The sequence below is a fragment of the Arthrobacter sp. Soil_C_49 genome (assembly GCF_057656635.1).
In genome coordinates, this window is the sequence record NZ_JBDGJZ010000003.1 from 248592 (window position 1) to 263054 (window position 14463).

Annotated in this window: 12 protein-coding genes and 1 pseudogene; 7 read left to right on the forward strand and 6 right to left on the reverse strand. The window is 61.5% G+C overall.

Features of this window, described 5'->3' with window-relative positions; all coding sequences use genetic code 11:
• The first annotated feature begins 49 nt into the window (after positions 1-49).
• The 4 genes from AC3A4Z_RS07450 to AC3A4Z_RS07465 all read left to right on the forward strand — a co-directional run bounded on the left by AC3A4Z_RS07450 (position 50) and on the right by AC3A4Z_RS07465 (position 5172).
• The gene (locus AC3A4Z_RS07450) at positions 50-343 is read left to right on the forward strand and encodes a putative quinol monooxygenase (protein WP_285251004.1); all 294 of its coding nucleotides are present in this window, start codon (positions 50-52) and stop codon (positions 341-343) included.
• Between the two features lie 345 nt (positions 344-688).
• Positions 689-3223, forward strand: a complete 2535-nt coding sequence (locus AC3A4Z_RS07455; protein WP_498710987.1) for a GH32 C-terminal domain-containing protein — start codon at positions 689-691, stop codon at positions 3221-3223.
• 374 nt (positions 3224-3597) lie between these two features.
• A complete protein-coding gene (gene fdhA / locus AC3A4Z_RS07460) occupies positions 3598-4815 on the forward strand; it encodes a formaldehyde dehydrogenase, glutathione-independent (protein WP_142064968.1) in 1218 nt (405 codons plus the stop codon).
• Between the two features lie 168 nt (positions 4816-4983).
• Positions 4984-5172 carry a hypothetical protein gene (locus tag AC3A4Z_RS07465; RefSeq protein ID WP_498710988.1) on the forward strand — a complete coding sequence of 63 codons (189 nt, stop codon included), beginning with the start codon at positions 4984-4986 and terminating at the stop codon, positions 5170-5172.
• A gap of 139 nt (positions 5173-5311) precedes the next feature.
• Here AC3A4Z_RS07465 and AC3A4Z_RS07470 read toward each other — a convergent pair whose 3' ends face one another.
• From AC3A4Z_RS07470 to AC3A4Z_RS07480, 3 genes are all read right to left on the reverse strand, one after another.
• Positions 5312-5458, reverse strand: coding sequence for a lmo0937 family membrane protein (locus AC3A4Z_RS07470; protein WP_493961182.1), 147 nt, complete (start codon positions 5456-5458; stop codon positions 5312-5314).
• Positions 5459-6222: 764 nt separating this feature from the next.
• Complete coding sequence (locus AC3A4Z_RS07475; RefSeq protein WP_498710989.1) at positions 6223-6555, reverse strand: family 43 glycosylhydrolase; 333 nt, start codon at positions 6553-6555, stop codon at positions 6223-6225.
• A 625-nt stretch (positions 6556-7180) separates the two neighbouring features.
• On the reverse strand, positions 7181-7342 hold the full coding sequence (locus AC3A4Z_RS07480; protein ID WP_498711144.1) for a hypothetical protein: 162 nt from the start codon (positions 7340-7342) through the stop codon (positions 7181-7183).
• A 940-nt stretch (positions 7343-8282) separates the two neighbouring features.
• Between AC3A4Z_RS07480 and AC3A4Z_RS07485 the strand changes: the two genes are divergently transcribed.
• The 3 genes and pseudogenes from AC3A4Z_RS07485 (at position 8283) to AC3A4Z_RS07495 (ending at position 10689) form a co-directional block, all read left to right on the forward strand.
• Positions 8283-9458: a serine hydrolase domain-containing protein gene (locus AC3A4Z_RS07485; RefSeq protein ID WP_498710990.1), complete on the forward strand. Its 1176-nt coding sequence runs from the start codon at positions 8283-8285 to the stop codon at positions 9456-9458.
• A gap of 118 nt (positions 9459-9576) precedes the next feature.
• Positions 9577-9675: pseudogene (locus AC3A4Z_RS07490) on the forward strand (ABC transporter ATP-binding protein); the annotation flags it as partial.
• A gap of 99 nt (positions 9676-9774) precedes the next feature.
• The gene (locus AC3A4Z_RS07495) at positions 9775-10689 is read left to right on the forward strand and encodes a CPBP family intramembrane glutamic endopeptidase (RefSeq protein WP_498710991.1); all 915 of its coding nucleotides are present in this window, start codon (positions 9775-9777) and stop codon (positions 10687-10689) included.
• Positions 10690-11105: 416 nt separating this feature from the next.
• Here the strand turns inward: AC3A4Z_RS07495 and AC3A4Z_RS07500 are convergent, their stop codons facing one another.
• The 3 genes from AC3A4Z_RS07500 to AC3A4Z_RS07510 all read right to left on the reverse strand — a co-directional run bounded on the left by AC3A4Z_RS07500 (position 11106) and on the right by AC3A4Z_RS07510 (position 14441).
• Positions 11106-11867 carry a hypothetical protein gene (locus AC3A4Z_RS07500; RefSeq protein WP_498710992.1) on the reverse strand — a complete coding sequence of 254 codons (762 nt, stop codon included), beginning with the start codon at positions 11865-11867 and terminating at the stop codon, positions 11106-11108.
• Positions 11864-12538, reverse strand: a complete 675-nt coding sequence (locus AC3A4Z_RS07505; protein WP_498710993.1) for a DUF4386 domain-containing protein — start codon at positions 12536-12538, stop codon at positions 11864-11866. The genes AC3A4Z_RS07500 and AC3A4Z_RS07505 overlap by 4 nt, the downstream gene beginning before the upstream one ends.
• A gap of 631 nt (positions 12539-13169) precedes the next feature.
• Positions 13170-14441, reverse strand: a complete 1272-nt coding sequence (locus AC3A4Z_RS07510; protein ID WP_498710994.1) for an MFS transporter — start codon at positions 14439-14441, stop codon at positions 13170-13172.
• Positions 14442-14463: the final 22 nt, after the last annotated feature.

Sequence of the window (14463 nt, forward strand, 5' to 3'; positions counted from 1 at the left end):
CCTTCCCCCAACGAACCACATTCCTGCCAAACCAACCCGAAGAGAGATCATGACCAAAACCTTGTATGCCGAGTTCACCGTCAAAGCCGGCAGTGAGGCCCGCGTTGCCGAAATGATGGCCGAGTTGACCCGACACGTCCGCAACGAACCAGGCAACGAACTGTTTCTTCCCTACACCCGCGAAGAGAACCCCCGGGAATACTTCGTCTTCGAGGTCTACCGGGATGAAGCCGCGTTCCAGGAGCACATCACCGCGGACTACGGCGCCAGGTTCAACGAGGAGTTGGCCCGCCACATCGAAGGCGACGCCTCGGAGCTGACCTGGCTGAACCCGGTCCTATAGCCCCGCTGCACACAGCGGCCAGAGGGTAGGAGTCCCCCGGGGTTTTTCCCTCAAGGGCCGCCTCTTCGCACATCACAGCCCCCGTCCTGCGGACGCGGGGCCCCTCGTCGTGCCCTCGCCCGGCAAGGTACTTCAGGCGCAAAAATCGGCCGCAATATGACCGTTGACTTGTCCGATAGACATCTTTTAGAGTCCATCGCACCGACTGACAACGTTGTCTACTGGCTAGACACGCGCAATGAAGGGCGACACAAGCAACATGAAACAATCCACAATGCGGGGAGCGCGCTGCGTCTCCGCACTGACACTGGCCAGCCTCTCGCTCGCCACTGCATGGCTGGTGCCATGCCCGCGTCCGCCGTCGAACCCGGGGATGAGCTGCACCGGCCAGCCATCCATTTCACGCCTGAAAAGAACTGGATGAACGATCCCAACGGGCTCGTGTTCCACAAGGGCGTCTACCACCTGTACTACCAGCACAACCCCTCCGGGAACACTTGGGGGAACATGTCCTGGGGCCATGCCACGTCCAAGGACCTCGTCCACTGGGAAGAGCAGCCGCTGGCCATCTCCACCGATGCCCAGGAGGATGTCTTCTCCGGCAGCATCGTCGTCGACAAAAACAACACGTCCGGACTGGGCACCAAGGAAAACCCGCCCCTGATCGCGATCTACACCAGTGCCTACAAGGAAGCGTCCCCGCACCGCGGCCTGCAGGCCCAGTCCCTGGCCTACAGCCTGGATGACGGCCAGACATGGACCAAGTACGACGGCAATCCCGTCCTAAGCCGGAACTCAGCCAACTTCCGCGACCCGAAAGTCTTCTGGTATGACAACCCGGCCGGCGGAGGCTACTGGGTCATGACCGCGGTGGAATCGCAGGAGCACAAGGTTGTCCTCTACAAGTCCGACAACCTCAAGGACTGGACCGCCCTGAGCGACTTCGGGCCGGCCAACGCCACCGGCGGGCAGTGGGAATGCCCCGACCTGTTCCCCTTGGCTGTTGACGGCGACCCGAACAACGTCAAATGGGTCATGATCGTCAGCATCAACCCCGGCGGCGTCGCCGGAGGCTCCGCCGTCCAGTACTTCGTGGGCAACTTTGACGGCACCACGTTCACCTCCGAATCCACCAAACCAGCCGCTGCCGCCCCGGCCGGAACGGTGCTGGCAGGATTCAACGACGGAACCTACAACGGCTGGACGGTGAACAACGAACCGGGCAACTGGAAGAACGGCCCCTTCGGTGACGCCCCGGCCACCGGTTCCCTGCCCGGTCAGAGCCCGGTAACCGGATTCGGCGGCAGCGGGCTGATCAACTCCTTCAATGATGGGGACTGGCCCCTCGGTTCCATGCAGTCACCCACCTTCACCGTGACCGACAACTACTTGAACTTCCTGGTGGGCGGAGGCAAGCACCCCCACGTCTCGGACAAGCTGGACAATAACCCGCCTGAGGGCGAACTCAAGTTTGACGGCTTCGAAGTTCCCGAGGGGACGACGCTGGCCAATGCCGGCTGGACCGGCACAGGAGACCTGACCCCCAATTTCCAGCCGGCCACGAGCGGCGGGGACTATTACCTTGGCGCCAAACGGATCAACACCTTCGAAACCGGGACGGTTCCCGGTGATGACCGCCAAGGTACCCTTACATCACCCGGGTTCCCCATCACGAAGAATTTCATGAGCATGTTGGTGGGAGGAGGCAACCGCTCCGCCGACTCCGGACAGACCCTCGCCGTCCAGCTGCTCATCAATGGCAACGTGGTCCGCTCCCTGGCCGGCGACAACGGCGGGTTGCTGAACTGGAAAGGCTGGGATGTCTCCGAATTCGCCGGGCAAAACGCCCAGCTGCGTATCGTTGACCAGGCTACCGGCGGGTGGGGACACCTGACGCTTGACCACGTCATGCTCACCGACACCGCTGCTGTTCCCAGGTCCGATGAAGAAACGGTGAACCTGGTCGTCGACGGGAAGGTGGTACGTACGGCCACCGGCAACGACAGTGAGAACCTGGACTGGGCATCCTGGGATGTCAAGGAATTCGTTGGCCGGCAGGCACAAATCAAGGTTGTCGACAACAACCGGTTCGGCTGGGGGCACATTCTCGCGGACGAATTCACAGCAAGCCCCGCCCCGGCGACGTCCCGGCTGGAGTCCTATGACTGGCTGGATTACGGCCGTGACTACTACGCCGCTGTCTCCTTCGGCAACATGCCCGAGGACAAGCGGATCATGCTGGGCTGGATGAGTAACTGGGACTACGCCAACAACATCCCAACCAACCCCTGGCGCAGCGCCATGGCCCTTCCCCGGGAAGTGAAACTCACCCAAACCCCTGACGGCCCCCGCCTCACCCAAAGCGCCGTGAAGCAAGTGGAAAAACTGGGAGGGAAAGCCAGCTACAACGACAAGAAGGGCGGCCCGATTTCCGCAGGAACGCACCCGCTTCCTGCACAGTCGGCAGGCCAGGTGCAGCAGGTGGACATCAGCTTCGCCCCCGGTACCGCAAAAAAATCCGGCATCACCGTCCTTGGTGACGGACAATCGTCCACCGTCATCGGCTACGATGCCACGACCGGCAAGATGTTCGTTGACCGCACCAAATCCGGCAACACCACATTCCACCCGGCCTTTGCATCCATCGAGGACGCCGCCGTCACGCTGGACAAGAACGGCAACGTCATTATGCGGATCTACCTCGACCGCTCCTCCGTAGAGGTGTTCGCCCAGAACGGCCTGAAGACCATCACCGACCAGGTATTCCCCAACCCGGGAGCCGACAAGATGGCCCTCTTCGCCGAAGGCGGTACCGCGCAGCTCAAATCACTCACCGTGACACCGCTGGAAAAGGCAATGTTCCTCCCCGAAAAGAAATAACACCCGCAATTTGACCAGCTCACCTGTGAGCTGGGGTTGAAGGGACTGGGTTCGGTAATCACCGGGCCCAGTCCCTTCAGCTTTTCCCTTGCACGTCTTGATGGGACACTGATCATGCATCAATTCCGCAGGGTTATCCTCAGAATCTTGCGCTTTTATTGCAGCTCCTGTGACCCTAATCTCATCAGTACAGGCTCTTCGACCGTCGGTCCCGTGCCCGTGAAGGGTGCTTCGGTGGCCTGAAACCTGGGGAGGTATCCTCATCGAAGCATCCCTCACGGGCCATGGGGCAGCGCCTGCAACTTTGCCGGACCAGTGCCAGGCCATCCGAATGGAAGGCCTGGCACCAAATACCCCTACCCAAAGGAGTGTCCATGTCAGGAAACAAAGCCGTCGCCTACAAAGAACCGGGTGTCGTCGAAATCATCAACACCGACTACCCGACGTTCGAACTGAAAGATGGGCCTGGTGTCAATCCGGCCAATGTGGGCCGAAAAGTACCCCACGGCGCGATCCTCCGCACGGTGACCACCAATATCTGCGGCTCGGACCAGCACATGGTCAGGGGCCGGACCACGGCGCCTAAGGACCTCGTCCTTGGCCATGAAATCACCGGCGAAGTGGTGGAGGTCGGTCCTGACGTGGAGTTCATCAAGGTGGGAGACATTGTCTCTGTACCTTTCAACATCTCCTGCGGCCGTTGCCGGAACTGCAAGGAGCGCAAGACGGGCATCTGCCTGAACGTCAACCCTGACCGCCCGGGCAGCGCCTATGGTTATGTGGATATGGGCGGCTGGGTGGGCGGCCAGGCCGAATACGTGCTGGTCCCCTACGCTGACTGGAACCTGCTCAGGTTCCCGGACCGTGACCAGGCCCTGGAAAAGATCATGGACCTGACCATGCTTTCCGATATCTTCCCCACAGGCTTTCACGGCGCCGTCACCGCAGGAGTGGGCGTCGGATCCACCGTCTACATTGCCGGTGCCGGCCCGGTGGGCCTCGCGGCCGCCGTCGGCGCGCAGCTGCTCGGCGCCGCCGTCGTGATTGTCGGTGACATGAACGAAGACCGCCTGGCTCAGGCCCGCTCCTTCGGCTGCGAAACGGTGAACGTCACCAACGGCGATCCGAAGGACCAGATCGAGCAAATCCTTGGCGTCCCCGAAGTGGACTGCGGCGTCGACGCCGTAGGGTTCGAAGCCCGCGGTCACGGCAAGGACGCCTCTCACGAGGCCCCCGCCACGGTGCTGAATTCGCTCATGGACATCACCGCTGCAGGCGGTGCCCTTGGAATTCCCGGCCTGTATGTCACCGGAGACCCTGGTGGAATTGACGAGGCAGCAAAGCACGGCTCCCTGTCGCTGTCCTTGGGCACCGGATGGGCAAAGTCCCTGTCGTTCACCACTGGACAGTGCCCCGTCATGTCGTACAACCGCCAGCTGATGATGGCGATCCTGCACGACAAGGTCCAGATCGCCAAGGCAGTAAACGCCACAGCGATCCCCCTTGAGGATGCACCGCGCGGTTACGCCGAATTCGACGCCGGTTCGGCAACCAAGTTCGTTCTGAATCCGAACGGATACGTCAAGAACTAGAACCGCAGCTGGCGGGGTCCGGAGGAAGATTCACGGTCTCTGGCCCCACCGTCACACCCCGGCATATAGACCGCTCACCGTAAGTAGCAACCCGCCCGGGTGGCACGGGCCTTCCTGGCCCGTGCCACCGGCGCGCATCCCTCTCCCCGCATCAGCAAAGGTAAGCACATGACCCATTACACCGCCCAAGAATCGATTCTCCGCCTTAGCAGCAACGGGAAGGAGCATGTTGACGTCCGGCTCGAAGCATCGAGTCCAGTGACCGTTCGACTGCAGCTCGATGGCGGCTGCAATTGCCAGCATGGCACTGAAAACCGCCCGGGTTCGTACGTTGACAGCGACCTCGGCGTCCGCTGACAGTCGCTACACGGGCCGTCCGGCAACAGCCCTAAGGCCGGGACGGCCCCGATGGAGGCGGGCGGATTGACCCGCTCCTGAACTGGCCCCGGAGCGCGACGCCGCTTACGCACGCGTTTTACTCGAGTGATTACCTGGTTTAGGCCCGGGATCTGCCTTGAATGAAGTGGAAGACCAGGACCACGACGGCAATAACCAGAAGTATGTGTATGAGGCCGCCGCCGATATTGGTGAGCAGGCCTAGAAGCCAGAGAACTGCGATGATGATGGCTATCCAAAGCAACACGAGAATCTCCCTCTTTTGTTTGGTAGAGAATGCCTGGTTGAATTCCCGCCCCTGATGCACCGGAAGAAGCCCTGCAGGAATGGCGGGTCTTTGAGAGTGCTAGGTCCGCTGGTGTCCGGATATTGGCGTGCCTCCCTGCTCTCGTGGCCTATGCGGCAGCAGCAATTTGGCCGACCCCGAATATAAATGCCGGATCGATGCCGAAGCTCACTTCATTTCCGCGTGGTGCCTCTCAACCTACTCCGCGTTCCGAATTTGGGACATATCAAAAATGGAGGAATTACAAGGCAGCGCGGCCGTACCAGCTCAGAATCTCGAAGTCTCATGCTTTTTGGGCGCTCCCCCATGCCGCTGCCTTCTTCTCAGAAGTGAAGCACAACAGCGATCATTTTGTTCGTTTCCATGGCCTCGTGGCACCCCTGCTGAACAAGTGAAGGTCTGTCAGAATCCAACTAGGCACCCAAATCCGATACCGCGAGCTAGCTCGACAGAATCTCCATTATCGGCGTATAAAGCACGAGTAGAAGTAGGTGCGAGAACTCCCGGGTTTCGACCAAGCGCGTGCAGCTTATCAACCTGATTGCCTTCCTTTACGAAGGTTTGCGAGATCTAAGATCACCTGTCGACGACGCTCGGATAGTTCTTCAGTTTGCGCGGTCCTGCCATAACTTCGGCGGTAGTTGGGACGGGAATTTCGAACCAGAGGGATCAAGGCGTAGGCAAGTTGGCTATCTTTCATCGGGTCATAGAAAAGCGGGATGGACTTAATTGTCCGCAACTAGGATTGCGACTCCGCGGGGTCGTGCGCCGGTGGAGGTGGCGAATGTGGCGAGCATGAAGAACCGTCCGTTAGCGGAGTGGACTTCCGGAGCCCAGTACTGGGTGTCCGCCCAGAAGCCTTGCGGTGGTCGGAATGCGGCGATGGGGCCATTCCAGTGCTCGAGATCATTGCTGGTGTAGCAGTCGAAGCCAGTCGCGGGCCCTCCCCAGACGTTCTCGTCGGTGGTCCCGAAAAGGACGAACTCCCCTGGAACCGGCTCCAGGATGAACGGATCACGCATCCGGATCTCCTCAAGGCGGAGTTGTTCAGCGGGCATCTGTGTTCCTTTCGTCGGTTTGCCGGCTCACCGCGTCCCGGTGTCGGCCCGTCCGTGCGCCAACACCAGTCTTGCCGTCCGGGTAGCCGTAGAGAGGACCACTTTCGCCTAATGAAAGCTTTTGCCCGCGGAGCGTCAGGGACGTGGCAGCTCGCACGGGGCTGGACCTGGACCAGCTCGCGGCCGTCCAAGGGATGCAGCCCTGCCCACCGCCAGCCTGACCTCTACCTGGCGGGAGCTACACTCCCCTGAAGACCTGGACCTGGATTTCGACCTGGGCGAGTAAAGGTACGGCTGCCGATGATCTCTCCGCTTGCTACCGCTGGCCAATGCTGAAGAGGCCCTTCGGGTCTTCGGCGCCAATCAGGACATGTTGAAGGCAGCCCAGGCGATGACCCGAACCGCACTGCCTTGTTTAACCCGCCTTACCAAGCGCTAAAGTTGCCGCCTCCCCTAGTGTGTTCATCATCGTCTTTGCCGCACCGCCGACAGCGCTTGTACACAGTGCCGTCTTCGGCATGTTCGACATGCCATTCGTGACGGATGTTAAATTTGCACAGAAGGGCCTGGATCATGGCATCCTCCGATTCAAATCGAAATGGTCCATACCGCTCAGGGTGGTCACCTACCACCACCGCCTTAGAGCCCAGTCGTTGGCTGCCCCGTCCCCGTCGGCCCCGTCCTTGCCGCAATACAGGCAGCGTTTGTACAGGCCACCGTCGTCGTTGTGTTCGACGTGCCAGCGGTGATGGAGATTGAGCTTGCACAGCATGTCTTTGAGCATCACGATCTAGCGCCTAATAGTAGTCGCGGGTGTGGGGGTCTTCGGGGTGATCACCGCTCGCAAGCGTTCCCGACCATCGGGCACTGTGGGCATCTTCCTTCCCGCAGTGAATGCAGTGGCGACGAAACTCGCCGTCGTTCATTTGGGCAAGCCAGTGATGGCCGATGCCCCATCTGCAAAGCAGTTTTCGGATCATGGTGATGTCTTTTCTGGGGCTTGCCCAGCTGTCTTTTGGTTGGCCGCATGACGTGGCTGTAAGACTAATCATGGCCTTTTGGAATCACCAGGAGAAGAGGCAATCGGCAACGCTTAGACCAGCTCGCGCCTCCCCGCGAAGGGTCAAGAAGCCCCTCCTCGCCCTAGCTTACGGAATCTGTATTCTCGGCGTTCAAGTAGGACGAGTAGAAGTAGGTGGGGAACTCGTCTCATTCTGCTTTCCGGCGTTCGGCTATGCAGGTTTTTCTTCTTGACCCCGCAGAATCTGCCTTCCATTCTGTTTTCAGGAGTGGTGCTGTATGGCCTCGTGCCCCCTAGGTAAGGTTGCGTCCAATGCCAGGCGAAGTGAAATCAGTGGCGACGTCCACGGGCTGGAAGCGCCTGGTCCTTCCCCGCTGCCCTGATTGTGACGATCGGGCCGGTATTGGAAGTACTGTCTTGGAATTGCCTGCCGTCGTTCCGCGATCTGGGCTACGGGATGCGGTCCTACGAACGTGAGATCCGCGGCCGGTCGGACTCCGTTGCGATACGGGATGCTATTGCCACGTCTATAGTGCTCGTTTATCTGGTTTTGCTGTCGTGGGCGAGCTACTGGGCAAAGGGTTCCCCAGGACGCAGCCCAGTCATAAAGTTGAGGGGCCGGGGCGACGGTGCCGCCGCAGGTCTGGCCGGATCCGGTGCCGCGGGCGGCCCCGAACCTGTCACGACGTCCCGAGTGGATGCGGCAATGAGCACGAAAAATCGCGTATGGCGGCAGGCGGCCCTCGCAGTCGTCCTCCTTGTATCTGGCTGTACCTCGTCCACCGATGAGCCCGCGCCGTCCTCAAGCTCACCGAATCCCTTCGCTTCCCTGGAAACTCAGGTCCAGCTGTTCATGGACGAAGGCGCGGTGGCCGCCGTCGTCCAGATACGCTGGCCCGAGGGCGAGTGGTCCAGGGCCTACGGCGTGCGTGACCTTGAGACCAGGACCCCGGCGCAGCCAACGGACCGTGCTGCGGTCGCCAGCGTCACCAAGACGATGACGGCCGTGGCCGTGCTGAAGCTTGTGGACGACAACCTCATCGGCCTCGACGATCCCGTCAACGACGTCATCCCCGGATTCACGACTTCACTCGCGCCACCAGCTCCGATCACCGTGAGGCAGCTGCTCAGCCATACCTCCGGAATGCCGGAAGTCAACGATGCCCTGCCGAAGGATGTTGACTTCCGCCCTGTGCTCGCCCAAACGTTGACGATGGAGCGGGGCCTGCAACTGGCAGGGACCCTTCCCTGGACCTCTGACGATGTCGGGTCATTCAAGTACTCGAACACCAACTATCTCGCACTCGGCCTCCTCATCCAGACGCTGCGGGACAAGCCCTTCGTCCAGGTACTGCAGGAGGAGGTCTTAGTCCCTCTCGGTTTGAAGAACACCAGCCTGGACCGTGTTGACCCGCACGAACCTGGTCTTCTGCACGGCTACGTGACCCTGCGCGGTGAACTAGTAGACACCACCGACAACACCTTCGCGATCGGCAACCCGGCCGGGGGCGCTATATCGACGATGGCGGACCTGAACCTCCTCATGGCCGGAATCTTCCAGGGACGGGCGGTTTCAGCGTCGTCCCTGCGCGAAATGAAGAGCAGCCCAGGCTTTCACCCGTACGGGCTGGGCGTGTGGGAGCATGCGGACGGTTGCTCGAAAGACTCGCGGCACGAGGGCCGTGGCGGGCTCTGGGACTACCAGACCGTGGCGGTCAGCAGCGCGGACGGGCGGTATCAGGCCGCGATGACAGTCACAACACCACCAATGCCCACCGAACTCGAGGACCCCTCCACCCAAGACAAGCGCGACTACCTGAACGGCCGAATAGAATCCACACTCAACGAAGCATTGGACCGCATCTGCAAGCCGGCCAACTGAAAGCGGTTTGGCCCCGCTGACGCCTCCTTCGTTAGCTTACTAAGCATTAGTGCAGCCCCCCCCCGGGAACGTCCAAATGCTGCCTGGTTGGACCGTGGGGTCTAGGTATTTACATTGAAGAAGCTTGCTGATGGACATCGTCGCTGAGCAGAAGACCAAGGGTGCCACCGTCGTGATGGTCACCCACCAGATGGAGGAAGTCGAACGGCTCTGTGACTAAGTGTGCTGACACCCCGGGGCGAACTTGTGTCAGCGCCTGCCGGTGACCCTTCCGAAGGGTTTCCTTCGCGCTGGTGCCAGCCGCAAAATTATCTTTATGAGCAGCAAAGTTGGCGCCCGTTGGGCTTGGCCGCTCTTTCTGGTCCTTGCCTACGGCATCCCCTGGGCGGTGCAAATCCCCGTGTACATGTCCTTGGTCCCGCGAGGTGTTGCGCCGACGAATGAAGCGAACTTCCTCCTGCTCGGCGCCGGCGGACCTGACTTCGGAATCCTCCTTGCAGTGGTCCTGCTGTGCTTTTCCTTCGGACCGTCAATCGCCGGCGTGGTTGCGATTGCGTTGGAATCCGGGCGCCCCGGGCTGCGGGAGCTTTTCGCCCGCCTGGTCAAGGTCCGGATTCCCGGTAAGTGGATCTTGTTTGTCTTCCTGTTCCCCGTCGTTCTCAGCCTGGCCGCGCTGGCGCTGGGCTGGGTCATGGGCGGCATGTCGCCGTTGGACTACCGCTTCCTGGTGCCCGTGGTGCTGGCCGTCCCATTCCTGCTGTTCCTCATCGTCTGCACCGGCCTGGCCGAAGAACTCGGATGGCGGGGCTTCGCACTGCCCCACCTGCAACGGACGCGGACCGCCGAGCGGGCCAGCTGGATCCTGGGTGTTGCGTGGGGTCTTTGGCATCTGCCCTCTGTTGTACTGCTGCCCCTGATGACTGGCGCGGCGGGCCCTTTTCAGGCGGCGATCTCGCTGATCGGCCTGACGTTCGGCGTTGTCGGGTACACCATCGTGCTGACGTGGCTCTACAACAACACCGGCAGCCTGTTCTGGATCGTCATCCTCCACGGCTACGCCAACGCATGGCAGTCATACGTGGTCCTTTCCTCCGGCAGCTTCACCGCACAGGTCGTTTACGGCGTTCTGCCCTGGGTCCTCGCCGCCTGGGTGCTAAAGAAGTACGACGTGCAGACACTCACCCACCGCGCACCGCCCACAGCGGCCCCCCGCCGGACGCGTCCGGCATAGAGAAGCACCAAAGAGCACCATTCCAAGGAAGTGACTCCCTGAGACCGCAGTCCACCGCCGCACCATGTCCTCGACAGCGGGGAGCTCAAAAACGGGCCTTTGAGGATCCGGATCGTGAAAATCCTGCATCCCCCGAACCCATCCGTTCCGAGTAGCGGCCACGCGGTTCCGCCGTCATCACGATTTTTGGCTACAAGGGATGCCCGTGGTCCCTGCCCTAATGTCAGCCAGCGATGCTGCCAAATCCTGCGAGGAGGGAGGGGGACGATCATGTTGCCGGGTGGGCGTGCCGCAGAGTGTCCAAAAATGACTCCCAAGGAGCCGTTGATGGCCTCCTTCACGAACGCTTTGAGTGCACTGCCGCCGCTGAGGTCCTCGGCGGGGGTTGCCCTGCGGAATTGTTCCTGTCGGGCAGTCTACCCCCGGCCTTCTGGTGGGGCGGGCCCGCGTGTGGAGGTCGGCACTGCACGGTATTCAGCAATACTCGTGGCCATCGACCAGACCACCAGTGCCAGGATGCCGGGAAGAAAGCCGTACCCGAACATGCTGTCTTGACCGAGGCCTACGACGGCGGTCAAGAACGTGATGAGGAAAGCAACCGCTCCGACTAGTGCCACGACTCCGGTCCAACGGGGGAAGGAACCGCTTCGCAGTGTCGACAGTCCGACGGCGCCCAGGAAGGCGGCAAAGCCCATCGCTGCAACCAGGTACGGGCCGGCGGACGCGGTTGCCACCGCTCTAATCGCGACCGGATTCGCGTCGGCACCCGCGCTGGTCGCGGACGCGACGTTAACGAGGGCCATCCCGATGCCCGCGATGCCAACGAGAGCACCCCCGAACGCCGCGTCACCTAGCGTCCCGGACCCGCGAACCGTCGGCTCCGCGCTCCCCAGTGTGCTTCGAATGGTCGCCGCGAAGTGCACGAACGCGACGCCTCCACAAAGGATGAGGGACGCACCGATGCCGCTCCTGGGCCCAACCTCGCCCGCCCAGGTCCTCCAGTCCTCGTCGGTGGCCGTGTAGTCCGGCGTGTTGCCACCGCTCAGGAACCAACCGAAGAGCAGGAGTACTGCGAACGCAAAGCCAGACAGAGCGAACAGCTGTTGCCACCGCCTGGGGAGGTCATCGGTCGACCGGGCCTTCGGGTTGCGTGAACCCGGTGTTGGCTCGGGAGTCATGGCTCGCGGGAAAGGATCGGACTATCCCGCCTGAACCCCCGGAGAGCGCAGTAGAAGCCGACGAACAGCTCCCAGATGGCCTCCGGCGCTACGAGGACGCTCGCCGCGCTTCCTGCCTCCCACAAGTCGAAGAGCACGCCAAGCTGCCCAATCAGGAGAAGTGGCCCTCCGATGAGACCGAACCAGGCCATGCGTGGCGGGACGAGGCCAGAGCGGTACATCAGGTAGCCGAGTACCAGGCCGTTCCCGATGGGGACGACAAGTCCTGGGCCGAATAAAAAGGACAAGTCCTTCAGCGCTGCTAATGAGACAGCGACGTCGGCTGCCTCGGGAGCCTCGTGGCGCAGTGCGACGATCGCGAGCACAAACATGATCCCAGATGCAATGAAAACACTCTCCATGATTCGAGCGGCGACGAAGGATATCGCCAGCGTCTGGTAGCGGCGCCTCGCGACCGGGTAGAGAACGACGGCCGTTCCGACGTTCGAGACGATCAGCAGAAACTCCAGGAATGCGGCCAGATAGATCTGCGTGTCGCTCCCGCCACCCGCGAGGTAACCAGCAGGGTCTTCGAGAACCGGCACAAACAGAAGCGCCGCGGGAATCGAGGTGAGGAACGTGATGATGAACAGCACCCCGAAGATCCGCGCGGTCCTCTGGTCGTCAGTCATTCCGCCCTCCGCTGCCATCCCTGTCAGTGGAGTCTAGGGAAACATACGCCCACAGGCAACGGACACGGAGCCCTCCCTGATCGGGCGCCGGTGTCTGCTTGCGTCTCCCCCGTTCGATGCATCCGACCAGGTCGCGGAAGACCCCCACCATCGAAAGGGCCCAGCGGCGAGGCCCATCCCGGTCATCCGCGAAGTTACTCAATGGCAGTGACCCCTTGGACTACGTATGGAAGCGCTACGCGCAGACTCCCGAGAGAGCTGGGGACGAACCGCCGAAGTGGCTCCCTGGCATCGCTGCCGGCGAGCTGCACGGTCAGCCCTCCCTCTGTACGCAGCCCTGGCGCTTATGTTCTGGTGATAAAGCCCTGCCTTTTGGCGAAGCCCGCGGGGGCACAAATCAGCGTGAGCTTCCGACCCTCATCGGAGTCGGAGAACAAAGGATCGACAAACCGGGGGCGCGCGAGGGCGTGGCGCCGCGGGACCGGGACATGGAACTTCTGGCAAGCAGCGTAGCTTTACGGAATATCAATTATCGGCGTTTTAGGAGCAATATCGGGCTTTGATTTCCGGCCCTGGGAAGGGATAGCCTTCACGGCAGGGGCCACAAGGCCTTGGACGCAGCTACATAGGCTCAGTGTGCGTAGCCTGCGGCTGCCTCGGTGAGCGTCTTTCCTTTCGTTTCGGGAGCCAGCCACTGGGATAGCCCCGCTCCGGCTAGGGCGACAGCGGCGGCGATGAGCATGGTGGGACCTGCCCCGAGGGTTTCCATTGAGATTGGCATCAGGAAGATGCCGATTCCTGCCCCGACGCGGCTGACAGCGGCTGCGAAACCTGTTCCGATTCCTCGGATCTCCGTGGGGAGGACTTCGCTCGGATAGACGCCTGTCAGCGTGGTGTACATCGCGTTGAAGAAGGAGAAGATCAGGAACAGGACGAGTACGACAGGCCCGGGCGCGCCGGCCCACAGGCCGATTATTGCGAGGACGACAGCGCACAGCCACTGCGGCGGGACGCACAGTATGCGACGGCCGGCCTTGTCGATCAGCAAGACCGTGACCACGACTCCGGCCAGGGCGATGGCGGACAGTCCTACTCCGCCGGCGAGTCCGCCGGCCAGGCCGTACTGATTCAAGACGCTGTCGGCGAACGTGGCGATAGCGAAGTATGGTGTCACGGCGCAGAACCAGAAGGCCGAGATGAACAGGGTGGACCGCCAGTGCTCCTTGGAGAACAGCATTCCGAAGCTGCCCTTGCGCACGTCCTCGTGCTGGACGTCTTCGAGCGCGTCATCGGGCATGTATTTTGCGGCGAGGGCGCGGGCTTCGTCCTTGCGGCCGACGCTCCATAGCCAGCGTGGCGACTCCGGCAAGCCAAGCCGGGCGAGGAACAATGCGATCGCGATGAAGGTGCTCGTACCCAGGATGAAGTGCCAGCTAAGGCTGGTGTACTCGGCCAGCATATGGCCGATCAGGAACGCGACCATGAAGCCGCCGTACCAGGCGATCTCCATTGCGCCCATCAGCCGCCCCCGCAGATGGGTGGCCGAGAACTCAGCCATTAGGGGCCATCCGACCGCATATTCGGCGCCGATTGCGATGCCCATCAGCAGCCGCACTACCAGCAGCCACAGGGGTGAGTCGATGAAGAACTGCATGCCTGACGCGACTGCGAAGAGGCCGATGTCAAACATGAAAATGGGTTTGCGTCCCCATTTGTCGGCTGCCCAGCCGCCAAGTGGTGAGCCGATGAGGATGCCGATCAAGGCAGCCGCTGCGATGAGACCTTGCCAAACCACTGAGAGTTCCAGGTCCTCGGCCATCCTGCCCGACAATGGCCCGATGATGCCGAGGATGTAGCCGTCCAGGAACATGCCGCCGATCAGGACGGCGATCATTCTGGCCATGAAGCGTTTTTTTCTTGCTGCT

Excerpts from the sequence above, each read along its gene's own strand:
- AC3A4Z_RS07450 (WP_285251004.1), top strand. The coding sequence starts at position 50 with ATGACCAAAACCTTGTATGCCGAGTTCACCGTCAAAGCCGGCAGTGAG.
- AC3A4Z_RS07455 (WP_498710987.1), top strand. The coding sequence starts at position 689 with ATGCCCGCGTCCGCCGTCGAACCCGGGGATGAGCTGCACCGGCCAGCC.
- fdhA (WP_142064968.1), top strand. The coding sequence starts at position 3,598 with ATGTCAGGAAACAAAGCCGTCGCCTACAAAGAACCGGGTGTCGTCGAA.
- AC3A4Z_RS07465 (WP_498710988.1), top strand. The coding sequence starts at position 4,984 with ATGACCCATTACACCGCCCAAGAATCGATTCTCCGCCTTAGCAGCAAC.
- AC3A4Z_RS07475 (WP_498710989.1), bottom strand. The coding sequence starts at position 6,555 with ATGCCCGCTGAACAACTCCGCCTTGAGGAGATCCGGATGCGTGATCCG.
- AC3A4Z_RS07485 (WP_498710990.1), top strand. The coding sequence starts at position 8,283 with ATGAGCACGAAAAATCGCGTATGGCGGCAGGCGGCCCTCGCAGTCGTC.
- AC3A4Z_RS07495 (WP_498710991.1), top strand. The coding sequence starts at position 9,775 with ATGAGCAGCAAAGTTGGCGCCCGTTGGGCTTGGCCGCTCTTTCTGGTC.
- AC3A4Z_RS07500 (WP_498710992.1), bottom strand. The coding sequence starts at position 11,867 with ATGACTCCCGAGCCAACACCGGGTTCACGCAACCCGAAGGCCCGGTCG.
- AC3A4Z_RS07505 (WP_498710993.1), bottom strand. The coding sequence starts at position 12,538 with ATGACTGACGACCAGAGGACCGCGCGGATCTTCGGGGTGCTGTTCATC.
- AC3A4Z_RS07510 (WP_498710994.1), bottom strand. The coding sequence starts at position 14,441 with ATGGCCAGAATGATCGCCGTCCTGATCGGCGGCATGTTCCTGGACGGC.